Annotated in this window: 22 protein-coding genes and 1 pseudogene; 17 read left to right on the top strand and 6 right to left on the bottom strand. The window is 67.5% G+C overall.

Annotated elements, in window-relative coordinates; all coding sequences use genetic code 11:
- Positions 1 to 106 precede the first annotated feature (106 nt).
- The 4 genes from WB461_RS09420 to WB461_RS09405 are packed head-to-tail and all read left to right on the top strand — an operon-like array spanning position 107 to position 4,144.
- On the top strand, positions 107 to 469 hold the full coding sequence (locus tag WB461_RS09420; RefSeq protein ID WP_423852474.1) for a YraN family protein: 363 nt from the start codon (positions 107 to 109) through the stop codon (positions 467 to 469).
- Positions 469 to 2,049, top strand: coding sequence for a YifB family Mg chelatase-like AAA ATPase (locus tag WB461_RS09415; protein ID WP_423852473.1), 1,581 nt, complete (start codon positions 469 to 471; stop codon positions 2,047 to 2,049). The genes WB461_RS09420 and WB461_RS09415 overlap by 1 nt, the downstream gene beginning before the upstream one ends.
- Positions 2,046 to 3,185 carry a DNA-processing protein DprA gene (gene dprA, locus WB461_RS09410; RefSeq protein WP_423852472.1) on the top strand — a complete coding sequence of 380 codons (1,140 nt, stop codon included), beginning with the start codon at positions 2,046 to 2,048 and terminating at the stop codon, positions 3,183 to 3,185. The genes WB461_RS09415 and dprA overlap by 4 nt, the downstream gene beginning before the upstream one ends.
- 26 nt (positions 3,186 to 3,211) lie before the next feature.
- Complete coding sequence (locus WB461_RS09405) at positions 3,212 to 4,144, top strand: tyrosine recombinase XerC (protein ID WP_423852471.1); 933 nt, start codon at positions 3,212 to 3,214, stop codon at positions 4,142 to 4,144.
- Positions 4,145 to 4,149: 5 nt separating this feature from the next.
- On the opposite strand, the gene WB461_RS09400 is transcribed toward WB461_RS09405, so the two are convergent.
- Positions 4,150 to 5,034 carry a M23 family metallopeptidase gene (locus WB461_RS09400; protein WP_423852470.1) on the bottom strand — a complete coding sequence of 295 codons (885 nt, stop codon included), beginning with the start codon at positions 5,032 to 5,034 and terminating at the stop codon, positions 4,150 to 4,152.
- A 298-nt stretch (positions 5,035 to 5,332) separates the two neighbouring features.
- Between WB461_RS09400 and rpsB the strand changes: the two are divergent.
- The 11 genes and pseudogenes from rpsB to WB461_RS09345 all read left to right on the top strand — a co-directional run.
- A pseudogene (gene rpsB, locus WB461_RS09395) lies at positions 5,333 to 6,244 on the top strand (30S ribosomal protein S2); the annotation flags it as partial.
- Between the two features lie 304 nt (positions 6,245 to 6,548).
- Entirely contained in the window at positions 6,549 to 7,370 is an 822-nt protein-coding gene (gene tsf, locus WB461_RS09390; protein ID WP_423852469.1) for a translation elongation factor Ts, read from the top strand.
- 35 nt (positions 7,371 to 7,405) lie between these two features.
- The gene (pyrH, locus tag WB461_RS09385; protein ID WP_423852468.1) at positions 7,406 to 8,161 is read left to right on the top strand and encodes a UMP kinase; all 756 of its coding nucleotides are present in this window, start codon (positions 7,406 to 7,408) and stop codon (positions 8,159 to 8,161) included.
- A gap of 35 nt (positions 8,162 to 8,196) precedes the next feature.
- Positions 8,197 to 8,751, top strand: coding sequence for a ribosome recycling factor (frr, locus tag WB461_RS09380; protein WP_423852492.1), 555 nt, complete (start codon positions 8,197 to 8,199; stop codon positions 8,749 to 8,751).
- Positions 8,752 to 8,779: 28 nt separating this feature from the next.
- Positions 8,780 to 9,607, top strand: a complete 828-nt coding sequence (locus WB461_RS09375; protein WP_423852467.1) for a phosphatidate cytidylyltransferase — start codon at positions 8,780 to 8,782, stop codon at positions 9,605 to 9,607.
- A gap of 19 nt (positions 9,608 to 9,626) precedes the next feature.
- The gene (locus WB461_RS09370) at positions 9,627 to 12,086 is read left to right on the top strand and encodes a circularly permuted type 2 ATP-grasp protein (protein ID WP_423852466.1); all 2,460 of its coding nucleotides are present in this window, start codon (positions 9,627 to 9,629) and stop codon (positions 12,084 to 12,086) included.
- Positions 12,087 to 12,118: 32 nt separating this feature from the next.
- A complete protein-coding gene (locus WB461_RS09365; protein ID WP_423852465.1) occupies positions 12,119 to 12,979 on the top strand; it encodes a transglutaminase family protein in 861 nt (286 codons plus the stop codon).
- Positions 12,980 to 13,045: 66 nt separating this feature from the next.
- Positions 13,046 to 14,029, top strand: a complete 984-nt coding sequence (locus WB461_RS09360; RefSeq protein ID WP_423852464.1) for a zinc-binding metallopeptidase family protein — start codon at positions 13,046 to 13,048, stop codon at positions 14,027 to 14,029.
- 45 nt (positions 14,030 to 14,074) lie between these two features.
- Positions 14,075 to 15,202 carry a 23S rRNA (adenine(2503)-C(2))-methyltransferase RlmN gene (gene rlmN, locus WB461_RS09355; protein WP_423852463.1) on the top strand — a complete coding sequence of 376 codons (1,128 nt, stop codon included), beginning with the start codon at positions 14,075 to 14,077 and terminating at the stop codon, positions 15,200 to 15,202.
- 80 nt (positions 15,203 to 15,282) lie between these two features.
- Complete coding sequence (locus WB461_RS09350) at positions 15,283 to 16,194, top strand: alpha/beta hydrolase (RefSeq protein WP_423852462.1); 912 nt, start codon at positions 15,283 to 15,285, stop codon at positions 16,192 to 16,194.
- 41 nt (positions 16,195 to 16,235) lie between these two features.
- Entirely contained in the window at positions 16,236 to 17,489 is a 1,254-nt protein-coding gene (locus WB461_RS09345) for a histidine-type phosphatase (RefSeq protein WP_423852461.1), read from the top strand.
- Positions 17,490 to 17,507: 18 nt separating this feature from the next.
- On the opposite strand, the gene WB461_RS09340 is transcribed toward WB461_RS09345, so the two are convergent.
- Both WB461_RS09340 and WB461_RS09335 read right to left on the bottom strand, forming a co-directional pair.
- Positions 17,508 to 20,096: a DEAD/DEAH box helicase gene (locus WB461_RS09340; protein ID WP_423852460.1), complete on the bottom strand. Its 2,589-nt coding sequence runs from the start codon at positions 20,094 to 20,096 to the stop codon at positions 17,508 to 17,510.
- Between the two features lie 62 nt (positions 20,097 to 20,158).
- Positions 20,159 to 20,665 (bottom strand): gluconokinase, encoded by a 507-nt coding sequence (locus tag WB461_RS09335; RefSeq protein WP_423852459.1) that lies wholly within the window; start codon positions 20,663 to 20,665, stop codon positions 20,159 to 20,161.
- Positions 20,666 to 20,709: 44 nt separating this feature from the next.
- Between WB461_RS09335 and WB461_RS09330 the strand changes: the two genes are divergently transcribed.
- Positions 20,710 to 21,396 (top strand): FadR/GntR family transcriptional regulator, encoded by a 687-nt coding sequence (locus tag WB461_RS09330; protein ID WP_423852458.1) that lies wholly within the window; start codon positions 20,710 to 20,712, stop codon positions 21,394 to 21,396.
- Positions 21,397 to 21,407: 11 nt separating this feature from the next.
- Here WB461_RS09330 and WB461_RS09325 read toward each other — a convergent pair whose 3' ends face one another.
- Complete coding sequence (locus WB461_RS09325; RefSeq protein ID WP_423852457.1) at positions 21,408 to 22,814, bottom strand: GntP family permease; 1,407 nt, start codon at positions 22,812 to 22,814, stop codon at positions 21,408 to 21,410.
- 156 nt (positions 22,815 to 22,970) lie between these two features.
- Here WB461_RS09325 and WB461_RS09320 point away from each other — a divergent pair, with 156 nt between their 5' ends.
- Positions 22,971 to 23,483 carry a hypothetical protein gene (locus tag WB461_RS09320; protein ID WP_423852456.1) on the top strand — a complete coding sequence of 171 codons (513 nt, stop codon included), beginning with the start codon at positions 22,971 to 22,973 and terminating at the stop codon, positions 23,481 to 23,483.
- 60 nt (positions 23,484 to 23,543) lie between these two features.
- Here WB461_RS09320 and WB461_RS09315 read toward each other — a convergent pair whose 3' ends face one another.
- Together WB461_RS09315 and WB461_RS09310 are read right to left on the bottom strand one after the other, a co-directional pair.
- Complete coding sequence (locus tag WB461_RS09315) at positions 23,544 to 23,924, bottom strand: thioredoxin family protein (protein WP_423852455.1); 381 nt, start codon at positions 23,922 to 23,924, stop codon at positions 23,544 to 23,546.
- A 136-nt stretch (positions 23,925 to 24,060) separates the two neighbouring features.
- Complete coding sequence (locus WB461_RS09310; RefSeq protein ID WP_423852454.1) at positions 24,061 to 25,614, bottom strand: protein kinase domain-containing protein; 1,554 nt, start codon at positions 25,612 to 25,614, stop codon at positions 24,061 to 24,063.
- Positions 25,615 to 25,938 lie beyond the last annotated feature (324 nt).

Here is a 25,938-nt window from a genome sequence, read left to right as displayed (position 1 = left end):
CCGACCGGCGGGCCTGAGTTTCCACACGGCCCCACCCGCGATTCGCCTGTCCACAGCGTGGGGGATGCGCGGGACACCGACGGCCGACCCGGTCGACGCTGGGGCCATGACGTACGCGCGCAACAAGGCCCTGGGCACCTACGGCGAGCGGATCGCCGCCGACCATCTCGAATCGTTGGGCATGGTGCTGCTGGCTCGCAACTGGACGTGTCGCTTCGGTGAGGTCGACATCGTGGCCCGGGATGGTTCGACGTTGGTCATCTGCGAGGTCAAGACCCGCACCTCGACACGCCATGGTGGTCCGTTCGAGGCCGTGACGGGCCGCAAGGCGGCGCGGCTACGACGTCTCGCGACGCAGTGGCTCGAGGTCCACGACATCGAGCCCCCCAGCGTCCGCATCGATGTGGTCTCGGTCGTCGTGCCACCGCGCGGGGCTCCCATCGTTGCCCGCATCACGGGCGTCGCCTGATGGCCGCCGCGACCCACTCCGTGACGCTGGACGGGCTGTCGGGCCGACCGATCGAGGTCGAAGTCGACATATCTGGAGGGTTGCCAGCCACCGTGCTGGTGGGTCTGGCCGACACGATGGTCAACGAGGCCCGTGACAGGTGCCGCTCGGCGGTTTCGAACTCGGGCACCACCTGGCCCGATCAGCGCGTGACGATCAATCTCGCCCCGTCCACCCTGCCCAAATCCGGCTCGCACTATGACTTGGCGATCGCGCTCGCGGTCTTCGCGGCCAAGTCCCTCGTGCCGACCGAGGGACTGGCCGACGCGGTGTTTCTCGGTGAGCTGGCCCTGGACGGCCGGTTGCGGGCCATCCGGGGTGTGCTGCCGGCCACCCTTGCGGCAGTCGAGGCGGGGTTCGACCGGATCTTCGTCCCCGAGGTCAACGCGCCGGAGGCCGAGCTCGTCGGAGGGGCGTCGGTCATCGGCGTCCGATCCCTGCGGCAGACCGTGGCGCTGCTGACCGGAGGTGATGAGCCCGACGACCCGCCCGTTCCGCCGCTCGACCAGACGCCGAGCACGTCGTGGACGTCCGCGGACCGGCTGGGACATCTGGACCTGGCAGACATTGCCGGTCAAGAGGACTCCCGCATGGCGCTGGTGGTCGCTGCGGCTGGCGGCCATCATCTGCTCATGACCGGCCCACCCGGGATCGGCAAGACGATGCTGGCGCAGCGCCTCCCGGGTTTGCTTCCCGACCTGACCCATGAGCAGGCGCTCGCGGTCAGCGCGGTCCATTCGGTTGCCGGGGTGCTCCCCAGTGACGCACCGCTGCTCCATCGGCCGCCGTTTCTCGACCCGCACCACACGGCCAGCGCCGTGGCGATCGTGGGAGGGGGGAGTCGAGTGGTCCGGCCCGGTGCGTTGTCGCTGGCCCATCACGGCGTGCTGTTCCTCGACGAGGCGCCTGAGTTCGCATCGAATGTGCTCGAAGCGCTGCGCCAACCGCTCGAGAGCGGTCACGTCGTGGTGTCCAGGGCCGCGATGACCGCCGCCTATCCGGCGCAGTTCCAGCTCGTGCTCGCGGCCAATCCGTGCCCATGCGGACTGAGCTCGGCAGTCAGCGACCAGTGTCGCTGCACGCCTCTGATGCGGCGCCGCTACGCCGACCGGCTATCTGGCCCGATTCGCGACCGGATCGACATCCATCGCTCTCTGTCACCGCTCTCGCGCCCCGAGCTGGTCGAAGTCCTCTCAGGTGGTCGGTCGACCGCCGCTCTTGCTGTCGACGTGGCCGAGGCGCGCGAGCGGCAGCGACACCGGCTGCAGGCCACGTCGTGGCGGCTCAACAGCGAGATCCCCGGGGTGGAGCTGCGCAAACGGTGGCCGATCAGCGACCAGGGACGGCTGCTGGTCGATCAGCAGTTGCGCAGCGCCAAGCTCAATCCGCGCTCCGCCGATCGGATCCTTCGGCTCTGCTGGACGATCGCCGATCTGCACGGTCATGCGGTGCCGACGGGCGATGACGTCGACACCGCACTGTCCTTGCGGCGAGGCACACCGCTGGGCAGTGCGCTGCGCGACCTGGTGCAGGCGTCGTGACCCGGCAGGATCGGCTCGGTCTGAGCCTGATCGCTGCACCAGGCGACCCACGACTGCGCGACCTGCTGCTGGCCCACGATCCGACCGAGATACTCGCAGCGGTGCTCGGTCGTCACCGGCTGCCGGACACCGTCATCCCCGAGGCATGGGTGGAGCGGGGGCGGGCGATCGAGTCATTGGTTGACGCGGCCGCCGCAAGGGCGAAGGCCTCGGGCCTGCGATGGATCACTCTCGGTGACGAGGAGTGGCCGCCCGGGCTGGCGGACCTCGATCACGTCGAGCCGTTGCAGGGCGTGACTGGCGCGCCGGTCGGCTTGTGGCTCCGGGGCGCCGGGCATCTCGGTGAGCTGTGCCACCGGAGCATCGCGATCGTCGGCGCGCGGGACTGCACGACGTACGGCGCCGAGTGCACCTCCGACCTCGCGGCAGATTGTGCCGATGCGGGGTGGACCGTGATCAGCGGAGCCGCCTACGGCGTCGACGGCTGCGCACACCGCGGCGCGCTCCTGATGGGCGCATCCACCGCTGCGGTGCTGGCGTGCGGTGTCGACGTGGACTACCCCCGGTCACACGCGGCCCTGCTCGCTCGAATCGCCGAGGCAGGAGTCGTTCTGAGCGAGCAGGCGCCGGGGGAGTCGCCGCTCAAGCAGCGCTTCCTGTCTCGCAACCGGCTCATCGCCGCCGCGACCCGCGGGACACTGGTCGTCGAGGCCGCAGTGCGTAGCGGCTCTCTCAACACCCTCAACTGGGCCGATCAGCTCGGCCGCACGACGATGGCTCTGCCCGGTCCGGTGACCTCGCGCCAATCGGCTGGCGCCCACGCAGCGGTGCGGGCAGGCAAGGCCGTGCTCGTCACCAGTGGGCGAGAGGCCGTGGCCGAGCTGTCCGGACTTGGCGCCGCGCTCGACGAGGATCCGACGATGCCGATGACCGATCTCGACCGGCTGAGCCCTGAGGCGCGCACCACCGTGGACGGCCTCGACTGGCACACGCCACGGCAGGTCGCCGAGGTCGCGTCGATCGTGCGGCTCACGGTCCGCGACGTCCGCAGCGCACTGAGCTTGCTGGAGCGGGGTCGAATAGCCACGCGAGTGGGGACGGGATGGGTGCTCTCTCGGCGCGCCGACGCGGGGTGAAGCGCGGAGCGGTGAGACTGGAGTCGATGACAGCACAGTCGGAGGTCCTCAGCGAGGCGTGGTCGGCGGCACTGGCCGCGTACGAGCAGCACCTCCGGGCCGAGCGCGGTCTGTCGAGCCACTCGGTGCGTGCCTATCTGACCGATCTGGAGAGCCTCGCGACCCACGCTGAGCGGCTCGGCGTGACAGGCCCGGCCGAGCTGTCGCTCCGCACGCTGCGCAGCTGGCTGGCCAACCTCCAGACGCTGGGCAGGGCCCGGACCACTATCGCCCGTCGAGCGACGACGGCACGGGTGTTCACAGCCTGGCTGGCTCGCACGGGACAGGCAGCACAGGACGCGGGAGCCCTTCTGGCCAGTCCCAAGGCACATCGCGAGCTACCGGTCGCACTGACTCAGCATGAGGTCAGAGCGCTCCTTGACGTGGCCATCGCCTCGTTGGTCGACGACGGGGCCCGTGGGCTGCGCGATCTCGTGATCCTCGAGCTGCTCTACGCGACCGGGATTCGGGTGGGCGAGCTGGTCGGCCTCGACATCGACGACCTGGATCGTGGTCGGCGGGTCGTGCGAGTGCTCGGCAAGGGAAGCAAGGAGCGCTCCGTGCCGTACGGTCTACCGGCGTCCGAGGCCGTCGAGCTGTGGCTCGAGCACGGTCGTCCTGCGCTGATGACCGATAGCAGTGGTGCGGCAGTGCTGCTGGGGATGCGTGGTGGTCGGATCGACCAGCGAGCGGTCCGCCGGGTGGTCCATGAGCGGATCGCTGCGGTCGATGGTGCGCCCGACATGGGGCCGCACGGGCTGCGGCACACCGCGGCGACCCATCTGCTGGAGGGAGGCGCCGATCTGCGCAGCGTTCAGGAGATCCTGGGCCATGCTTCGCTGGGCACGACGCAGATCTACACCCACGTCAGCACCGAGCGACTTCGATCGGCCTACCAGCTCGCCCACCCTCGCGCCTGACCCGCCTAGAGCAGATCCTGGGGGTCCACGGGGTCGCCAGACACGATGACCATGAAGTGCAGGTGACACCCGGTGGAGAGTCCGGTGCTGCCGGAGCGCCCGATGATGTCGCCCGAGTCGATGCGTTCCCCCAGATCGACCGACTGAACGCTCAGGTGGCTGTACGACGTCTCGAGGCCGGGCTTGTGGCGGATCACGATCTGCTTGCCGTAGCTGCCGCGGTGCGAGCGACCGATCACCGTGCCTTGCTCCGCGGCGTGCACGGGCGTGCCGCACGCAGCACCGAAGTCAGTGCCGTCGTGCAGCTTGCGCTGCCGGGTGACCGGGTGCACTCGAATCCCGTACGCCGAGGTGATGGGACCACCGACGGGCCGTTCCAGGACGCCCCCGGCTCCAGCCGGAGGCGCCGGTGGGGTGCCGGTCGGGTCGATCAGCTGAAAGCGTCTTCCGCCGAGCAGGTCGAGCGGGTCGAGGTACTCCCCGGCGACCACCCGGCCCAGGTGCAGGCACGCGTCGGCGCAGTGGCTCGGGGCGCCGAGCAGCGTGCCGACGACCTGCCCGGCGTGAACGGCCTCGCCGATCGAAACCTGGGCCCGCACCGGTTGATAGGTCGAACGCTCGCGGCCGTGGTCGATCGTGAGGACGCCAGTACCGCCCACCCTCCCGGCAAACGTGACCAGGCCCGCCCCCACGGCCCGTATGGGATCACCCTGCGCGGCCGCGATGTCGACCCCCCGGTGGCCCGCCGCGTACGGGCCGGAAGGCGGATCGAAGCGCTGCCCGACGGCGTGGTGGTCCAGGGGCCACTCCCAGGACTCCTGGACCGCCGCGGCCGCGGCCGCCGGGACGAGCGCGAGCAGGAGCGTGACGGTGGCACATCGACGGATCATGCGTCCAGCCAACTCCCGTGTGTGGGCTTCGCGCCCTGCTGCGGGACGGTGCTGGGGACACGCTCCGGCCGCCCGAACCGTGTGGATTTCCTCCGCGGCGGTGCGGTGCCCTAGACTGAGACAACCACTTCTCCGGAGGTGGAATTCGCGCGCCTGTTTCCGTATGACGCGAGAGTTGAATACGGATGTGGTCCTGGTCTCCCGTGGGAGTGGGCCGCACGCGGCAGGCGCCAGGTCATCGCCAATCGGCGGTGAGTCAACCAGGAACGGCACACGTGTGCCACAAGGAGATACGACCATGGCCGTCGTCACCATGCGCCAGCTGCTCGAGAGCGGCGTTCACTTCGGGCACCAGACCCGACGTTGGAACCCCAAGATGAAGCGCTTCATCTTCACCGAGCGCAACGGCATCTACATCATCGACCTCCAGCAGTCGCTGGCCTACATCGATGCCGGCTACGACTTCGTCAAGAACACCGTCGCCCGCGGCGGCACGATCCTGTTCGTCGGCACGAAGCGCCAGGCGCAGGAGCCGATCGAGGAGCAGGCCAAGCGTGTCGGCATGCCGTTCGTCAACCAGCGTTGGCTCGGCGGCATGCTCACCAACTTCCAGACCATGCACCAGCGCCTTCAGCGGATGAAGGAGCTCGAGGAGATCGACTTCGACGACGTCGCGGGTTCCAACCGCACGAAGAAGGAGCTCCTGCACATGAGCCGCGAGTACGCGAAGCTCTCGCGCACCTTGGGCGGTATCCGGGACATGGGCCGCACACCGGCGGCCGCCTGGATCGTCGACACCAAGAAGGAGCACCTCGCGGTCGACGAGTGCAAGAAGCTCGGCATTCCGATCATCGCGATCCTGGACACCAACTGCGATCCCGACGACGTCGACTTCCCGATTCCGGGCAACGACGACGCGATCCGTTCGGTTGGCCTGCTGACCCGCGTCATCGCCGACGCTGTGGCTGAGGGCCTGATCGCCCGTGGTGGCAGCAAGACCGGTGAAGAGGAGCCCGGCGCCGAGCTCGGTGCCGAGGAGCCCCTCGCCGACTGGGAGCGTGAGCTCCTGGAGTCGAAGGCCGCCGAGGCCGCCGCGGCCGAGACACCTGCTGCCGACGCCGCGACAGAGGCGCCCGCCGAGGTCGCCGGTGCTGCTGATGAGGCTCCTGCCGCCAAGAAGGCACCGGCCAAGAAGGCTGCTGCCGCCGACGACGCTCCTGCCGCCAAGAAGGCACCGGCCAAGAAGGCTGCCGCCGACGACGCTGCTGCTGACGAGGCTCCGGCCAAGAAGGCTGCCGCCGAGGACGCTGCTGCTGACGAGGCTCCGGCCAAGAAGGCTGCTGCCGCCAAGAAGGCACCGGCCAAGAAGGCTGCTGCCGCCGACGACGCTGCCGCTGACGACGCTGCTGCTGACGAGGCGCCGGCCAAGAAGGCTCCCGCCGCCAAGAAGGCACCGGCCAAGACCGCCGAGTGACTCAGGCGACATCACTCAACTGAGAAGCGAGAAGAAAACAATGGCTATCACCGCCACAGAGGTCAAGAGGCTCCGCGACGCGACTGGCGCGGGAATGATGGACGCCAAGAAGGCGCTCACCGAAGCTGACGGCGATTTCGACAAGGCAATCGAGGTGCTCCGCATCTCGGGCGCAGCGAAGGCTGCCAAGCGCGGCGCAGAGCGTGAGGCTTCAGCCGGGCTCGTCGCCAACTATGGCAACGCGATCGTCGAGCTCAACTCCGAGACTGACTTCGTCGCCAAGAACGACCAGTTCATCGCGTTGGCCGAGGAGCTCGCGGTCCTGGCGGACGAGCTCAAGCCGGCCGATGCGGCGGCGTTCGCCTCGGCGAAGTTGGCCAGCGGCAAGACCGTTGCTGAAGCTGTGGCCGACCTGGCCGTGGTCATTGGCGAGAAGATCGAGCTGGGGCGCGTCGCCAGCTTCGACGGCAACGTCGCGACCTACATGCACCGTCGCGCCAGCGACCTGCCGCACGCCGTCGGCGTGCTGGTGGAGTTTGAGGGCGACGAGGCCGGTCACGACGTCGCCCGCGGTGTCGCGATGCAGATTGCCGCGATGCGCCCTCGCTACCTCACTCGTGACGAGGTCCCCGCGGACGTCGTCGCCAAGGAGCGCGAGATCGCTGAGGCAACTGCTCGCGAAGAGGGCAAGCCTGAGCAGGCCATCGCCAAGATCACCGAGGGGCGCCTCAATGGGTTCTACAAGGACACCGTGCTGCTCGACCAGTCATCGGTTCAGGACAGCAAGAAGACCGTCAAGGCACTGCTCGATGAGGCTGGCGTGACGCTCAAGCGTTTCGCGCACATCGAGATCGGCGCCTGACACCCGTTCGTACGACCAACATCGGAGGCCGGAACATGGACACTGACACCGCTCAGGACGTCGATGGTCCGGCCTCTCGACATGAGCTGAAGCGCGTGCTGCTCAAGCTGTCGGGCGAAGTCTTCGGCGGCGGGAAGATCGGTATCGACCCCGACGTCGTCAACGGGATCGCCAAGCAGGTCGCCGAGGCCGTGGCCAGCGGCGTCGAGGTCGCGATCGTGGTCGGCGGAGGGAACTTCTTCCGCGGAGCCGAGCTGAGCCAGCGTGGGATGGACCGCTCGCGTGCCGACTACATTGGCATGCTGGGCACCGTGATGAACTGCCTCGCACTCCAAGACTTCTGCGAGAAGCAGGGGATCGAGACCCGCGTGCAGTCAGCGATCACGATGGGTCAGGTGGCCGAGCCCTACATCCCGCGACGGGCGATCCGCCACCTCGAGAAGGGCCGGGTCGTGATCTTCGGAGCCGGCGCCGGCATGCCGTACTTCTCGACCGACACGGTCTCGGCGCAGCGAGCTCTCGAGATCGGTGCCGATGCGGTGTTGATGTCCAAGAGCGGAGTCGATGGCGTCTACTCCGCCGATCCGCGGACTGATCCCGCCGCGCACAAGTTCGACGAGATCACCTTCGACGAGGCCCTGCGACGGGGCCTCAAGGTTGTCGATGCTGCCGCATTCGCGCTGTGCATGGAGAACGACCTGCCCATGATCGTGTTCGGCATGGAGGGCGAGGGAAACATCGCACGCGTCCTCCGTGGTGAGAAGATCGGAACGCTGGTCCACGCCGCCTAGGCGTCGGACCCCCAGAACCGGATGGAGACATCGTGATTGACCAGACCCTGCGTGAAGCCGACACCAAGATGGCCAAGGCCGTGGAGCACACGCGTGAGGAGTTCGCGGCGATCCGCACCGGTCGTGCCCACCCGGCGATGTTCGCCCAGATCACGGCCGAGTACTACGGCCAGCAGACGCCACTGAACCAGCTTGCGGGATTCCAGGTTCCCGAGCCGCGTACCGTGATCATCCAGCCGTACGATGCCGGCGCGAAGCCAGCGATCGAGAAGGCCATCCGCGAATCCGACCTCGGGGTCAACCCAAGCGACGACGGCAAGGTCCTGCGTGTGACGCTGCCCGAGCTGACCGAGGACCGTCGCAAGGAGTACATCAAGCTCGCCAAGAGCAAGGCCGAAGAGGGACGCGTGGCCGTTCGCAATCAGCGGCGCAACGCCAAGCAGGCTCTCGATCGCGCCGAGAAGGACTCCGAGATCAGCAAGGACGAGAACGTCGGTGCTGAGAAGCGCCTTGACGGTCTCACCAAGAAGTATGTCGAGACGGTTGACGAGATGCTCAAGAACAAAGAGGCCGAGCTCCTTGACATCTGAGTCTCCTGGGGAGACACCGGATCACGCCGTGGCCGCACCGAAGTCCGGTCGAGCGGGTCGCAACCTGCCGGCCTCGATCGCGGTGGGCGTGGGCCTCGTGGCCATGGTCCTCGCGTCGCTCTTCATCCAGAAACAGGTGTTCCTCGGGGTCGTCGCCGTCGCGCTCGGAATTGGTCTGTTCGAGCTGACCAGGGCTTTCTCGACCGCACGAATTCGGATCCCGGTGGCGCCGGTGCTGGTCGGCGGCACGATCATGCTGATCGGAACCTACTTCGGCGGCATGGAGACGGCGTCGGTGGCGCTCGCCTTGACCGTCATCGGCACGTTGGTGTGGCGGCTGTCTGATGGGGCCGAGGGATTCGTCCGCGACAGCAGCGCGGGCGTCTTCGTGCTGGGTTATCTGTTCCTGATGGGCACGTTCGTCATCCTGATGCTGGTGGAGGACGACGGACCGTGGCGGATCGTTGCGTTCATCGTGGCGACGATCGCCTCGGACATCGGGGGCTATGCGGCCGGCGTGCTGTTCGGCAAGCACCCGATGGCCCCCACGATCAGTCCCAAGAAGTCCTGGGAGGGCTTTGCCGGCTCGTTGCTCTTCGGCATCGCGGCAGGCATCGTCACCATCACCTACGCGCTCGACGGCGACTGGTGGGTCGGCATCGTTCTCGGCGTGGCGGGTGTCGTCTTCGCAACCCTCGGAGACCTGTCCGAGTCCCTGATCAAGCGCGATCTCGGCATCAAGGACATGGGCGATCTGCTGCCCGGGCACGGTGGCCTGATGGATCGACTCGACTCGCTGATCGCGGTGGCGCCGATCGCGTGGCTGATCCTCCACGCTCTGGTCCCGGTCACCTGACCATGACGTCGGCCCGTCGATGACGGCGCTGCGCGACTACTCCGCGGCGGTCACGCAGCCCACCCTGTCGGAGGATCCGGCGCGGTACGACGAGGTCGTCGCCCCCGACGGCAGTCTGCGATCAGCGTGGAAGATGCTGGCCGAGAGCGCCGTTCAGCTCACCGAGGCCGACCTCCGCCGAGTCAGTGGTGACATCGATCGGTTCCTGGCCAACGACGGCGTCACCTACACCCCGCCCGAGCAGAGCGCAGGTCCGTGGCGCCTCGACCCGTTTCCGCTGATCATCGACGCGGCCGAGTGGGCTCCGCTCGCGGTTGGCCTGGCGCAGCGGACCGAACTGCTCAACGCAATCCTGGTCGATCTCTACGGCCCGCAGCGACTGCTCTCGTCCGGCCTCCTGCCCGCTTCGGTCGTGTTCGGTCATGAGGGATTTCTTCGGGTTTCGGCGCGGGCCTCGGTCCACGACTCGCGGCCGCTGCTCCTTGCCGCCGCGGACCTCGGCCGCAATGCAGCAGGGGAGTGGCAGGTGCTCGCTGACCGAGCGCAGGCGCCCTCTGGCATTGGGTACGCGATGGAGAATCGCCGGGTCATCTCGCGGGTGCTCCCCGAGCTCTACCGACAGGCTGGGCTCCACCGCATGGCGCCGTTCTTCCAGGCGCTCCGGTCGACGTTGATCGACTCGGCGCCCAGCGATCGTCCCAACCCCCGGGTCGTGGTGCTCTCACCGGGCACACAGTCCGAGACGGCCTACGATCAGGCCTTTGTCGCGTCGAGCCTGGGCTTCCCGCTGGTCGAGGGCAGTGACCTCGTGACGCGTGACGGCGCCGTGTGGATGCGGGTGTTCGACCGGCTCGAACGAGTAGACGTCATCCTTCGTCGCGTCGACGCTGCGTGGAGCGACGCGCTGGAGCTGCGCAAGAACTCCCAGCTGGGCGTGGCTGGCCTGTCGGAGGCGGTCCGCCGCGGCTCCGTACGGGTCGTCAACGGCTTGGGTGCCGGCGTGCTCGAGAATCCCGGTCTGCTGCCGTTCATGTCGGCGATGTGCGAGATGCTGCTCGACGAGCCGTTGCGCCTACCGTCCGTGCAGACCTACTGGACCGGTGATCCACGCTCGCGGGCCTACGTGCTGGAGCACCTGGACGAGCTGATCATCCGTTCGATCGACCACCCGACCGAGCTGGCGGACCAGTCGACAGATCAGGTACGCGCGGCGATCCTGGCTGCACCTCATCGCTACGTAGGGCAGGAGCAGCTGATCCTGTCCCAGTCGCCGACCCTGCACACCCGGGGCGTTCGGCCGCAGGCGCTCACCCTGCGCACGTTCACGCTTCGTTACGGCTCGACCTACCGACCGCTGGTCGGCGGCCTGGCCAGCGTCTTCGAGGCCGGTCTGCCAGCATCCAGCAAGGACGTCTGGGTCATCAAGGAGAGGGCGGAGGACCCCGATCAGGGCCTGACGGACGTGCTGCCCCTCACGAACGTGCGGGCGTCCTCATCGATGGTGCCCCGCGTTCTCGATGACATGTTCTGGTTCGGCCGCTACGCCGAGCGGGCCGAGGACATGCTGCGGCTCGTCCTGGCAGCGCATGCGAGCGCCGACGACTTCAGTTCTCGCCCGCACACAGCGGGTGGAGTGAGCCTGGCAGTTCTGATGGACGCCATCGCTCGGCTCAGCGGTTCATCCTTCGAGCCCGGTCGGCTCGACGACAACTTCCGCTCCTTGCTGCTGGACGCACACCGTCCTGGTTCGGTCGCGCAGTCGGTCAGCGCGTTGCGTGGGGCCGCACAGAGCATGCGTGACCAGCTCTCGCCCGACACCTGGCAGGCGTTCGGATCGACTGACCGCGCGGCATCGGCGCTGGCGAGCTATCACTACAGCCATCAGGTGTCCGAGAGCGCCGGCCGCATGCTGACCGGCATCCTGTCGCTGCAAGGTGTCACAGCGAGCATGATCCGTGACGCGGGCTGGCACATGATCGGCGCAGGGCGGGCGCTCGAACGGGGTCTGCAGCTGTGCCACCTGTTGCGGTCGACGACCACAGTGCGTCGCGGCATCGATGTCGATCGTGATGTCAACAACGCCGTGCTGGCGGTCTCCGAGAGTGCGGTGACGCATCGTCGTCGCTACCGCGGCTACGTCCGACTCGCGGGCGTGCTGGAGCTGTTGCTGACTGACGCAGACAATCCGCGGTCCCTGGCTTTCGGCATCGGCGAGCTGAGGGAGCACCTTGCTGCGATGCCCGGCTCGACCGGTTCGACCCGCCCCGAACGATTGCTTGACGACCTGGCCGCGGAGCTGGACCGCGCGGACATTGCCGCACTGGCTGCGATCGAAGGGGAGAATCGGCCAAATCTCGAACGATTCCTCGACGGCTACCTGGCCCAGCTCACACGGCTCGCCGACGCCGTGGGCGAGCTGCACTTCGCACCTGGGCCGACGGCACGATCGTTCGGCTTCGCGACGGGAGTGCGGGAGTGAACGCCTCACCACCGCAGACTCGCCGATTTCGGGTGTCGCACCGCACGAGGTACTCGTACGACGAGAACGTCACCGACAGTCTCGGCATCACCTACCTGGTGCCGCGTGAGCTGCCGTGGCAGCACGTGTTCTGCCATGAGATGACCCTGGACCCCGCGACCGACGACTGCACCCACGATGTGGACTACTACGGCAACACCGCGACCTATTTCCAGATCACCTCTCCGCACCGGGTGCTCGACATCGTGGCGACGAGCGACGTAGAGGTGGCCCTGCCTGAGTACGACGAAGCAGCCCTGGCGACGCCGTGGGAGGCTGCCCGCCCAATCGAGCGCACCGACGTCCACGACGCGTGGCGCGCCCAGGACTTCGCGCTTGCCTCGTCGCTGGCCGACCAGACCCCGGAGGCGCACGCCTATGCCGCCGAGTCGCTGACCCGCGGACGTCCGGTTGGCGAGGCGGTGACGGAGCTCATGCATCGCATTCACGCCGACTTCGCGTACGACAAGACCGCCACGACAGTCACCACGACGATCGACGACATCTTTCGTCAGCGCGCTGGCGTGTGCCAGGACTTTGCCCATCTGACCCTGGCCTGCCTGCGGGCTCACGGGATGGCGGTCCGGTACGTCAGCGGCTATCTCGCGACGACGCCTCCTCCGGGCAAGGAACGGATCGTCGGGGCCGACGCGACACATGCCTGGGCCGCGGTATGGATCCCCTACGGCGGCTGGCTTGCGATCGACCCGACGAACGACCAGTGGGCGAACGACCGGTACGTCACTCTCGCGTGGGGCCGGGACTACGCCGACGTCCCCCCGGTCAAGGGCGTCATCTTCACCGAGGCGAAGGCGTCCTCACTCGCTGTCGAGGTCGACGTCGCGCCGATGTAGTCCGTCGGTCGGAGAAGCGACGACCGCGCAGCTGGCCTTCTGAAGCGACCCTGACAGACTTGTCCGGTGAAAGCCTTCTCCTGCCGCGTGTGTGGCAACGCCTTGTACTTCGAGAACTCGATCTGCATGTCGTGCTCGTCCCACCTCGGATTCTCCCGGGAGGAGAAGACGATCGTGCCGGTCGACCAGCACGGGCAGTACGCCGACGCGACGGGCAGCGTCTGGCACGTCTGCGCCAACCTCTCGCTGTCGGGATGCACGTGGCTCACGGACGTGCCGGGCGGCCGATGCTTCAGCTGTGACCTGACCCGCACCCGCCCTTCCGACGACGACATCAAGGGGCTGACCGAGTACTCGATCGCCGAAACCGCCAAGCGGCGGCTGATCGTGGAGCTGGACGGTTTGGGTTTCGCGATTCGTGCTCGTGCCGACGATCCGGATACCGGCCTGGCCTTCGACCTGCTGTCCAGCGTCCAGGAGAAGGTCGTCACGGGTCACGCCGACGGCATCATCACGGTCGATCTGGCCGAAGGCAACGATGTCCATCGTGAGCGTCTGCGGGTCTCGATGGATGAGCCCTACCGAACGATGCTGGGGCACTTCCGGCACGAGATCGGACACTTCTTCTGGCAGCAGCTGGTGACCGGCGACCTGCTCACGCAGTTCCGCGAGCTGTTCGGGGATGATCGCGCCAGCTATGCGGATGCGGTCGATCGGCACTACAGCGCGGGCGCGCCAGCGGGCTGGCGGGACGACTACATCAGTCAGTACGCCACCATGCACCCGTGGGAGGACTTCGCCGAGACCTTCGCCCACTACCTCCACATCTGCGACACGATCGAGACCGCGTCCGCTCACGGCCTGGCGACGGTGTCGGCGCCGTCCGCGTTCACCTCCTTCAGGGACCTGGTCAACGGAGTGTGGATTCCGTTGAGCATCGCGCTCAACCAGATCAATCGCAGCATGGGCAAGGGCCCGCTGTACCCCTTCGTGATCCCCTCACCGGTCCTCGACAAGCTCGAGTTCGTGGCTCGCTTGCCGCGACTGTGAGGCGACGATTTCGGGGCATGGGGCCCGGAATGCGAGAATGGGATGATGTCTGAGTCCCCGAAGAGTCTTCCGCTCGTCTTCGAGCAGCCCAGGGGACGCAAGAAGCCCCCGCGCCACCTTGCCGACCTGACTGCCGAGCAGCGCACGGCGGTCGCCGAGAGCCTCGGTGAGCCTGCGTTCCGCGTCAAGCAGGTCGCGCACCACTACTACGGCCGTCTTGAGCGCGACCCGGCCAACATGACGGATCTGCCGGCCACCAGCCGCGACCGCATCGTCGCGGAGCTCCTGCCGACTTTGCTCAACCCCGTGCGCACGCTCGAGGCTGACAAGGGCACGACCCGCAAGACCTTGTGGCGGCTGTTCGACGGGGCCCTGGTCGAGTCGGTGCTGATGCGCTACGCCGACCGAGCCACGATCTGCGTCTCGAGCCAGGCTGGCTGCGGCATGGCGTGCCCGTTCTGCGCGACAGGTCAGGGCGGGCTGGAGCGCAACATGAGTGCCGCTGAGATCGTCGACCAGGTCGTCGACGGCGCCAGTGCCATGGCGACCGGCAAGGTCGCAGGTGGACCCGGTCGCCTGTCCAACGTCGTGTTCATGGGCATGGGCGAGCCAATGGCCAACTACAAGGCCGTCATCGGGGCCGTGCGCCGCATGGTCGCTCCGGCCCCTGACGGCCTCGGCATGTCGGCCCGCAACATCACCGTCAGCACCGTCGGACTGGTACCGCGCATGAAGCAGCTTGCCGACGAGGGCATCCCGGTCACGTTGGCGCTGTCTCTGCACGCGCCGGACGACGAGCTGCGCAACGAGCTCGTCCCGATCAACACTCGCTGGTCGGTGCACGAGGCGGTCGAGGCGGCGTGGGACTACGCCAACAAGACCAAGCGGCGGGTCTCGATCGAGTACGCGATGATCAAGGACATCAACGACCAGGCGTGGCGCGCGGACCTGCTCGGCGATGTCCTGCAGTCGTACGGCGACTGGGGCTGGGTGCACGTCAACCTGATCCCGCTCAACCCGACGCCGGGATCGAAGTGGACTGCGTCGCGGCCCGAGGACGAGCGCGAGTTCGTTCGTCGCTTGATTGCCAAGGGCATTCCCACGACAGTGCGCGACACCCGCGGCAGCGACATTGATGGCGCTTGCGGCCAGCTCGCCGCGATCGACGGCTGACCCGCTCCCTGGGGTTGGTCGATGTTGCCGCCGGGCAAATTCAGGTGGCCGGACCCACCTGCGGCACGCACACTCGACCCATGCATACCGATGTCACGTTTGACTCCCACGGCACGAGTCTGTCCGGCTGGCACTTTCCGGGTGTGGGAGCCGGCCTGACTGGCGATCGCGGCCGGCCATGCGTTGTCATGGCGCATGGATTCGGCGCCACCAAGGACGCCGGACTCGCGCCTTTCGCGCTGGAGTTCCAGCGGGCCGGTGCTGACGTGCTGGTGTTCGACTACCGCGGATTCGGCCTTTCCGACGGTGGGTCCCGGCAGAACGTGGACCACCGTCGTCACCGAGAGGACTACGGTTCGGCAGTGGCCCATGCTCGCACGCTCGACGGCGTCGACCCGGACCGGATCGTCCTGTGGGGGAGCTCCTACTCCGGAGGGCACGTCATTGCGGTTGCGGCGAAGGATCCACACATCGCGGGGGTCATCTCACAGGGTGCAGCGATGGACGGCCTGGCCGCGGTCCTGCTGATCTTGGGCTATGCCGGCCCGGCGCAGCTCCTGAAGCTGACCGGGCACGCACTCCGGGACGTCGTTCATGCCATGTTGCGTCGCGCGCCGCATCTCATCCCGATCGTGGGTCCGCCGGGTTCGCTCGCTGCAATCTCGTCGCCGGATGGCGAGTCCGGCTACGCCTCGATCATGGGCCCGACCTTCCGCAACGAGATGCAGGCGCGTGGCATCTTGACGATCCTGGCCAATCGTCCGGTGACGCTGGCAAAGCGACTGCACATGCCGGTGTTCCTCGTGGTCGCCAGTCGCGACACGATCGCGCCGGTTGGCGCGGTCGAGCGGGTGGGCCGCCGCGTCCGCGGACTCGTGCACGTCGAGCGCTTCGACGTCGGGCACTTCGAGATCTACGACGGCCAAACCTTCGCCACGTCCGTCGCCGCGCAGGTTCAATTTCTCCGGTCACTTGCGCCCGTTCGCCTCTAGACTGAGCCGATCACAGCTCGTGGATCGGGGATTCGGGGAACATGCTGAAGATCATCTCGCTCGTGGTGGCATTGCTGACCAGCGTGTCAGCCGCACAGGCCAGTCAGGTCAGCGACTCGCGCCACTACTCCAACCAGACCCCGTACGGCAATCCGTCAAGTACGCCGATCATGCAGCCGCCCAGCGGCTACGAGCTGGTCCTGCTGGAGACCATCGGCCGCCACGGGTCGCGTAGCCAGACGAGCGACGATGGGGAGCGGCGCGCGCTGTCGGTGTGGCGGGCGGCCTCGCGCAAGGGCGCGCTGACGAAGAACGGCAAGCGATTCGACGACGACCTCGCAGCCTTTCAGAAGGTCGAGCGGCGGGTCGGCTACGGCAAGCTCAGCGCGATCGGGGCCATCGAGTGGTCAGGCATCGGCCGCCGCACTGCAGCCAACTACCGCGAGTTCTGGAACCGAGCGGTGGCCGCCGGTGATGCCGTCGCGTTCACCTCCTCGCCCATCCATCGCACCAAGCAGAGCTCGGCTGCGCTGCGCTCGGGACTCGATGCCGCTGCGCCAGGTCTCGATCTCCAGCCACGCGCGACCGACCCCGGCCTGCTGGTGGTCAACGGCTCGACGGCCGCGGGTCGGGCAGCGATCAAACGAGCCCATCGCACCAACGCCGTTCGTAGGGCCGCAGATCACGTGCTGCGACGGCTCTACACCCGCCGTTACGTCGATGGCCTCACCAATCCGGTGGGCAAGGCGCTCGACATCTATTCGTTGTACTCCATCGCTCCGGGGCTGCGGGGCGAGACGGCGCTGACGTTCTCTCGCTACGTGCCGGTCGCGGATGCGAAGGTGCTCGGGTACGCCAAGGATGCGAAGAACTTCTACCGCTACGGACCCGGCGTCGCGGGGCAGACCAATTCCTACCGTCAGGTCCGCCCGTTGCTGCAGGACTTCTTCGCGCAGATCGACCAGAGGCTCGCAGGAGGTCGCACTGCGGCCGTGTTCAGGATCGGGCACGGAGAGACCACGATGCCGTTCGCGGCGCTCATCAAGGCGCCGGGCAGCCAGACACAGGTGCCGCGGAACAGGACGTACTCATATGGGTCCAACCCATGGCGCGGCTTTGTCGCCGGCCGGATGGCGGGCAACATCGAGTGGGCGCTGTACCGCGACGCGAGCGGCGACGCACTGGTCACCATGCGGTACAACGAGCAGCCCGCGAAGTTCAGCAGCAGGTGCTCACCGATGAGCCCGGGCTCGTACTTCTACAGCGTGAGCAGCCTCAAACGGTGCTTGGGGTGACGTGGCACAGCGGCCGCGCTACTTGCGCAGCCGCACCAGGTCGGCCAACGCGGCGTCCGAGAGCTCGGTCAGCGCTCCTTCGCCGCCGTTGACCACCGCATCGGCCAGGGACCGCTTGGAACGGATCAGCTCGTCGATGGACTCCTCGATCGTTCCCTCGCTGATGAGCCGATGGACCTGCACGTTCTTGGTCTGTCCGATGCGGTGTGCGCGATCGGTGGCCTGATCCTCCACGGCGGGATTCCACCACCGGTCGTAGTGGATGACATGGTCGGCGCGAGTCAGGTTGAGACCGACGCCAGCTGCCTTGAGGGACAGCACGAACACCGGGATCTCGCCGCTCTGGAAGCGATGCACCATCTTCTCCCGCGCGCGGATGGTGGTCGCGCCGTGCAGGAACTGGTGGGGGATCTTTTTCTCCTCGAGGTGACGGGTGAGCAACCGGCCCATCTGGGCGTACTGCGTGAAGACCAGCGTCGCGCCGCCCTCTGCGACGATCTCCTCGACCAGCTCGTCGAACACCCCGAGCTTGCCGGCGCGACCCGTGAGGCGTGAATCCGGCTCGCGCAAGAACTGGGCCGGATGGTTGCAGATCTGCTTCAACTGGGTCAGCAGCTTGACGACGAGCCCGCGGCGCTGGATCCCCTGGGCGCTCTCGATCTGGCTCATCGTGGTGCGCACGACCGCCTCGTACAGTCCGACCTGCTCGCGGGTGAGGTTGATCCGGTGGTCGGTCTCGATCTTGGGCGGCAGCTCGGGAGCGATGCCCGGATCAGACTTGCGGCGGCGCAGGACGAAGGGCCGGATGAGGTGGGACAGCCCGGCGGCCTTGCCGGAGTCGCGGCGCGACTCGATCGCGCGTGACCACGTGTTGCGAAATTGTTGGTAGGTACCCAGCAGGCCCGGTGTGGTCCAGTCCAGGATTGCCCAGAGCTCGGCAAGGTTGTTCTCGACCGGAGTACCGGTCAGCGCGAGCCGCGCCACGGCGGGAATGTCACGAATCGCCTGCGCGGTGCGGGCGTGTGGGTTCTTGATGTTCTGTGCTTCATCCGCGACCACCAAACCCCAGCCCGGCTCGTGCTCCGACAGGTCGATCACGTCGGATCGCATCGTGGCGTAGGTCGTGACGAGGAAGCCGTCCTTGACGTCGTCGAGCCGGCGCCTGGGCCCGTGATACCGGCGGACGTTGACCCCCGGCGCGAAGCGTTCGATCTCACGAACCCAGTTACCCAGCACCGAGGCGGGGCACACGACGAGTGTTGGCGCCGAGGTGTCGACAGAGCGCTGGAGGTGCAGAGCGATCAGCATGACTGTCTTGCCGAGGCCCATGTCATCGGCGAGGATTCCGCCCAGTCCGAGGTCGACCAGCTGCGTCATCCAGCGCAGCCCCTGCAGCTGGTAGTCGCGCAGGGTGCCCTCGAGATCGTCCGGCTGCACCGCCGGGGCGATGTCGCGGTCCTGCACCGCGAGCCGTCTGCGGACGTCCTCGAGCCAGCCGACCGTGTCGACCTCGGTCATCCGGCCGTCGACCTCGAGCTCTCCGGTGACAGTGGCGCGCAGCGCCTCCAGCGGGGAGATCTCACGAGAACGCCGGTCCAGCACGTTCTGCAGGCGGCTCTTGTCGACGAAGATCCAGCGGTCCCGCAGGCGCAGCAGGCCGCTCTGCGATCCGGCCAGCTGATCAAGCTCAGCCGCCGACAGGACATCGTCGCCGAGCGCGACCTGCCAGTCGAACGAGAAGAGCTGGCCCTGCGTGAAGGCCGAGGGGCGATCCGAGCGGGGTGTCTCCTCGCGACGCACGACGGCCGTCGTCGAGAGCTCGCGCACGAGCTCAGGAGGCCAGCGAACTTCGATCCGGTTGGCCATCAGCGTCGGAGCGAGCGAGCGATCGCCGAGCCGGGCCAGCTCGTCGGGGCCGACGGTCACAGCGCCGCGTGAATGCGGGTCGCGGAGTCGTTCGGCGGCCGGCCACCAGCTCTCGATCCGGCGGAGCATCGCGCTCGTGGGCTCCTTGGCGTCAGTGGCGAGCGGATGCGATGAGCCGTTGAACAGGTCGTTCGCGTCGAAGGCCGCCCACGAACCTGATCGCGGATGCACCCTGAGGCGTACGACCGCAGCCTGGTCTGCCGTCGGCTGTTCGAGGAACGACACGATGAACGACCACGAGAACGTCGTCTCGCGCTTGCGGGGCTGCGAGGCGTGGGGCGAGACATAGGTCTGGCGCTGCGGGGTCGATGCTGCTGCCGGCGCGTCAACGGCGAGGGCCTTCAGGAAGGCGTTGATCGTCGCCTGGCCTCGCCCGACATTGGTGTCGATGCCGATGGCGGCGGCCTGCAGCTGGTTGAGCTCGGTCGAGTCCGGGGAGCCCAGCGCCCCGCGCGCCATGATGCGCAGGGCGAGGATGGCCGGCGTCGCCCATGCGCGCACGGTGGGGTCGGCGGCCATGACGCGGATGCCCTGGCTGAGCGCCCCGATCGCATCATTCGCAGTGGCCGGGTGGTCGCCATCGGGAGCGTGGAAGACGAACCTGGATTCGGCCGGGTCCTCCGCCGCCACGAACTCCACCGGATGGCGCAGAAGTCGGCGCAGATCCGTGCTGGTGGGCATCCCTCCATTGTCCCTCACCGGTCCAAGAAGCAGTCGTCGAGGTCTGGGGAGCGATGGCCGGCTCAGGATCGCGAGACGGCAACTTCCGCCGCATCGACGACCTCGATTATCGGGGCGTCGAAGTCAAGGACGTGGCCGCGCTCGTCGTCTTCGAGGCGTTCCAAGGTGTCGAACTGCGATTGGAGCAGAGAAGCAGGCATGAAGTGCTCCCGTCGTTCCATCCGGTCGCGCAGGACGTCGAACGGAAGGTCGAGGTGGAGGAAGAAGGCCTCGGAATCTCCGCTACGCAGGATGTCGCGATATTCGCGCTTGAGCGCGGAGCAGGCGAGTACCGAGACGATCCCTGCCTCCCGACTCGCGGCGAGCTTGTCCGCGAGATCCTCCAGCCACGGCCGCCGATCTTCGCTGTCCAGGGGTTTCCCCGCCGACATCTTGGCAATGTTGGCTGCGGGGTGGAACGCGTCGCCCTCGATGAAGGCGTAGCCGAGCCGCTCGGCGAGCGCCTCACCGATCGCGCTCTTGCCAGTGCCCGACACCCCCATCACGACGATCTGGTGCGCGGCGGTCACGTGGCACACCCCCGAAGATCGGTCACGTGACTAGGCTGACCCGCATGTCGAACGTCTACACCGGGGTGCTGGCCGAGCTCGGGCTGCGCATCGTGGACGGGCGACTCGCCCCGGAGTCCACGCTGACCCTGGACTGGGTGCAGACCGAATATGCGGTCTCCAGGACGATCGCTCGCGAGGTCGTACAGGTGCTCGCGTCGATGGGCCTGGTCGAGAGTCGGCGCCGGACCGGGATCCGGGTCCGGCCGGAGAACCAGTGGGATCATTACGATCCCGCCATCATCCGGTGGCGTCTCGAGGGAGATGACCGCGCCGGCTGTCTCCACGAGCTGTCTCAGCTGCGCGCAGCGGTCGAGCCCCCTTCCGCGGCCTTGTCCGCCGAGCACGCCGACGCCGGCGAACGAGCCGAGATCGTCCGCCTCGCCGAGGCCATGGAGACGGCAGGCGCGGCGGGGGACTTGACCACGTTCGCGGACCTCGACGTGGCCTTCCACCGACTCCTGCTCCGGTCGTCGGGCAACGCCATGTTCGCGGCGCTCGGGGACGTGGTGGAGGAGGTCCTTCGCGGGCGCACCGATCATGACCTCATGCCACGAGTACCCAAGCCCGAGGCCAGGAGACTGCACCTGATGGTTGCCGAGGCGGTGGCCAGCGGCGACGCCGACGTCGCACGCGCCGCGATGCACGCGATCTGTGTCGAAGTCGTCTCCGAGATGCAACGTCGCCGCTGAGCCGCCCATCGTCAGCCGGCGATCGGCCAGAGCACCGCGGCGACCGCGAATGCCGAGAGCCCCAGCGTCGTTTCCATCACTGTCCACGTCTTCAAGGTGGTCTTCTCGTCCATGCCGAAGAAGCGGCTGACCAGCCAGAAACCGGAGTCGTTGACGTGGGACAGGACGGTCGCACCGGCAGCGATGGCAGTGACCAGCAGAGCGATCCGCAGGTCGCCCAGGTCGCCGGCCTGTGCAGCGACCAGCCCGGCCGTGGTCGTCAGGGCCACGGTGGCCGAACCCTGGGCGACGCGCAGCGCGGTGGCGATGAGGAACGCCTGCAGCAGCAGCGGGATGCCGAGATCGGAGAGCGACGAGGTCAGCGCACCGCCGATGCCGCTGGCTCGCAGGACGCCGCCGAACATGCCGCCGGCACCCGTGATGAGGATGATCGAGCAGATCGGGCCGAGCGACTTGTCGAGCAGCTCCGTCGTCTCGCCGAGTGTTCGATCGCGGGTTCCCAGCACCCAGATCGTCACCAGCAGGGTGATGAGCAGGGCGATGGGGGTGTTGCCGAGCAGGACGAGCAGCTCGACGAGCCGGTGGCCCTCGCCGATCGTCCCGTTGGCGACCAGGGTCGTCAGCACAGTGTTGAACGAGATCAGTACCAGCGGGATCGCCAGCAGGCTGATGACGGTCGGGAAGCTGGGCGCACTGGTCTTGATGGCAGTGTCACCGGTGCCACCGGTGCCATCGGTGCCATCGTTGAGCTCACCGAACAGCAGGTCCGGGACGGCGACGTCGAACCGAGAGCCGAGAGCGCGCGAGACGAGGAAGACACCGACATACCAGGCAATCAGTGCGATCGGCAGATTGACGAGCAGGATGATTCCGATGTCGCCATTGAGGACAGTGCCGGCGGCGACCGGACCGGGATGCGGTGGGACGAGTGCGTGCATGGCAGCAAAGGCACCAGCGGCTGGCAGAGCGTAGTAGAGAACCGAGCCACCGAATCGACGGGCCACGGTCAGGATGATTGGCAGGAACACGACCAGCCCCGCGTCGAAGAAGATCGGGAAGCCGAAGATCAGCGCGGCCACGCCCAGCGCGAAGGGGGCTCGCTTCTCGCCAAATCGCCCGACCAGGGTGTCCGCGAGGACTTGCGCCCCACCGGTCACCTCGAGCAGGCGGCCGATCATGACGCCGAAGCCGACCAGCAGGGCGACGGAGGCCAGGGTGCTGCCGAATCCCGACGTGAGTGCGGTCGGAACGTCCACGAGGGGTATCCCCGCCACGACGGCGGTGAGGACGCTGATGAGAACCAGCGAGATGAAGGCGTGCAGGCGGAGCTTGATGATGAGGAACAGCAAGAGGGCCACAGCGGCTGCCGCAATGAGCAGCAACGTTGTCGTCCCGTAAGCAGGATCGATGGGATCCACGGTCAACTCCTGATTGTGAGGTGGGTCACGAGGTCGCCGCCAGTGTTCCGCAAAGGTACTACGTTTGCAAATCCCCGAGGAGCGCGTTGGATGTGCGCTGGTCGGCATGCTCATCGGCGCATTCTGATTGTCTGACCTTGATGATTGGGTCGAGACATGGACCACGACGAGCCCGGCTGGCCTCTGGTGGACGATTTCTTCGGTGCCGAGGCGGCCGGCCGCTCGACCCCCACCGAGCGCCGCTACGTCCGAGTTCGCGGGCGGCTCACCCACTATCTCGATACTGCTGAGCTGGGGGCTGGTCTCGGCTCGCAGCAGGCGACCCTGTTGTCTGCAGAACGCGAGTTCCATGATCGAGGTGCGTTCTGGCTACTGTTCGGGCCCGACGAGCTGGTCAGCGTGCTCCCGGGGTTCCTGCTGGCACCGTGGCTGCCCGCGGGCCTGGGGGAGTCGCGCACCCAGATCAGCCTGGTGTCGCGCCTGCTCAAGCACCTCGTTCGTCACCAGCTTCTTGATCGCTCGCTCACCGGTGGCACCTACCGGGATGCCGAGGCCGCAGTCGGGAAGGCGCGGATCGATCTCGCGGCGCGCTCGGCTGCGCAGGGACCTGGCGTGGGAGCGCGGGAGATACCGGCTCGGTTTCGCCGGCAGCCCGGTCCTCGGTGGTGAGGTCGGCTCCGAACACAGCAGAGCCCGCCGACCATGGAGGTCGGCGGGCTCTGGGCTGAATCAGGCCTGCTGCGCTTCGGAAGAGTCCTGCTCGGCCATCTGACGACGGACGTCGTCCATGTCGAGGTCCTTGACTGCCGTGATGATCTGTTCGAGACCGGCGGCCGGAAGGGCGCCGGGCTGCGAGAAGACCAATATTCCATCGCGGAATGCCATCAGCGTCGGAATCGAGGTGATCTGCGCTGCGGAGGCAAGCTCCTGCTGCGCTTCGGTGTCGATCTTGCCGAAGACGACATCGGTGTGCTGCTCGCTCGCGGCCTCGAAGACCGGGCCGAACTGCTTGCACGGACCACACCACTCGGCCCACCAGTCGACGAGCGTGATGCCCTCGCCGCCGATGACGTCGTCGATGGTGTCCTTGGTCAGGGAGACGGTGCTCATGGGCTGCCTTTCTCGAGAAATCCTTGCGTCAGGTTCAACCGATCGAGCGTCTCTCGCATTCCCGGCCCCGCCGACAGGGCCGGTTGCCTCGCCGAAGGCAGCCCGGCCGACGGCGGTCGGCGCATTCGGCGCCCGCCTACTTCTTGCCCTTCCCCTTGTTCGTGTCCTTCTTGGGATCGCCCCTCTTGGTCGGGCCGGAGGTGTTGGCGGGTGGCGGGGGTGGAGCTGCGATGGCGGCCGCGACGGTCAGCGTGACGGTGTCGCCTGTCTCCGCAGTCGATGAGGGAGCAACCTTCGTGATGGTGCCGGTGGGCCTGCTGGACGGTGAATCGACGCGAGCGACCTTGAGCCCGAGCTTTTGCAGGCGGGACGATGCGGACTTGTAGCTGGCCCCCAACAACTCCTTGACGGGTATGGCGACTCTTCCGGTAGCGACGCGAATCGTGATGGTCGACCCCGCGTCCACCTCCTCACCTGGAGCGAGATCCTGCCCGACGACTTCGCCCGCCTTGTGGCCAGCAACGTTGACGTCACGCACTGCGACGACGAGTCCCGCCTTCCTGAGCTGTGCCGTTGCAACCGTCTGCGTGGTGCCGTCGAGGTCCGGTACGAGGATGGAGTTGTCGCGAATCATCAACCAGCCGAGGGCTGCAGCGACCAGGACGACTAGCGCCGAGCTCAGCAGAACCGAACGCCGGGAGAAGCGGCTGTCCTTGGTGGCAACCACCGCGGCAGTGCCGCTGGCGGTTCCACCAGAACCCGTCGCTGGCATCACTGAGGTGACGTTGCCCGGCGTGCTCGAGCTGTCGTTGCCCGTGCTGGACGGGTTGCTGGACGGGCCGACGGACGAGGACGGTGCAGGCGGGCGAGGTACTGATGTAGCCAGTGCGGCCGCAGCGTCCGCGACAGCACCGGCCGACGGCGGTCGGTTGTCGGGATCCTTGGCGAGGAGCGCGAGCACGAGGGAGGCCGCGTCGTGAGGTGTGGAATCCGGGAGCGGCGGCGGATCGTCCTGGAGGTGAGCCAGTGCTGTCGCGATGTCACTGTCGCGGTGGAACGGTGCGGTGCCCGTCAGACAGGTGTGGGCCACGACACCCAGGGAGTAGAGGTCCGAGGCTGACGTGGCGGAGCGGCCGGCCGCCTGCTCGGGACTCAGGTAGTCCGAGGTGCCGATCAGCGCTCCGGTCTGGGTCAGCGGCTCGCCACCCGAGGAGTGGGCGATGCCGAAGTCGACAAGCATCACGCGGTCATCGGGGGTGATCAAGATGTTGCCCGGCTTCAGGTCGCGGTGCACGATGCCGGCCTCATGGGCAGCGCGCAGCGCAGCAGCGACCTCGGAGACGATCGCCATCGTCTCTCCGCTGGAAATCGTCCCCCGCTCGGCCAGCAATTTCGACAGCGGTGCGCCTTCGATCAACCGCATCACGAGGAAGGGAACGGGCCGGCCGTCGCGCTCGTCCTCACCGTAGTCGTAGACATCGACGATCCCGGGGTGGTGCAGCGACCCGGCCAGCTGAGCCTCCACCCGGAGTCGGGCCCGGACGTCGGCGTCCTCGGCGAGGTGCGGGCGGATGACCTTGACTGCGACGGTGCGGCTCAGAACTTCGTCGTGCGATCGCCAGACCTCGCCCATGCCCCCGCCCCCGATCAACGAGTCGAGTCGGTAGCGACCGATGAGCGTGGTGGGCATCCCCTCAGGATAGTGGGGGTCAGCTGAGTTCTCCTGCCGAGACCCCGCTCGCCCTGCACACGTCATGTGATGGCAGAAACTACCGATGGGTAAGGCTTCCCGTGCGAACAAACATGAGGATATCCTCAGGTAAGACCGATCGAGCAGAGGAGACCCCCATGGACGAATCGTCATTCGAGATCGACTCCAACCAGATCGCCGAGACTTCCCAGCGATTCCCCGCACACCGACTCGCCCCGCGCCACACCGTTGCCCACACCGACATCGGCTACCTCGCCACGGCCCCCGGCGCGGAGTTCGGCAGGCACGCATGGGACGAGGGCG

The sequence above is a fragment of the Aeromicrobium sp. genome (assembly GCF_049587115.1).
GTDB lineage: Bacteria > Actinomycetota > Actinomycetes > Propionibacteriales > Nocardioidaceae > Aeromicrobium.
Note: the sequence above shows the minus strand (reverse complement) of the source record. Positions and strands in the feature narration are given on the sequence as shown.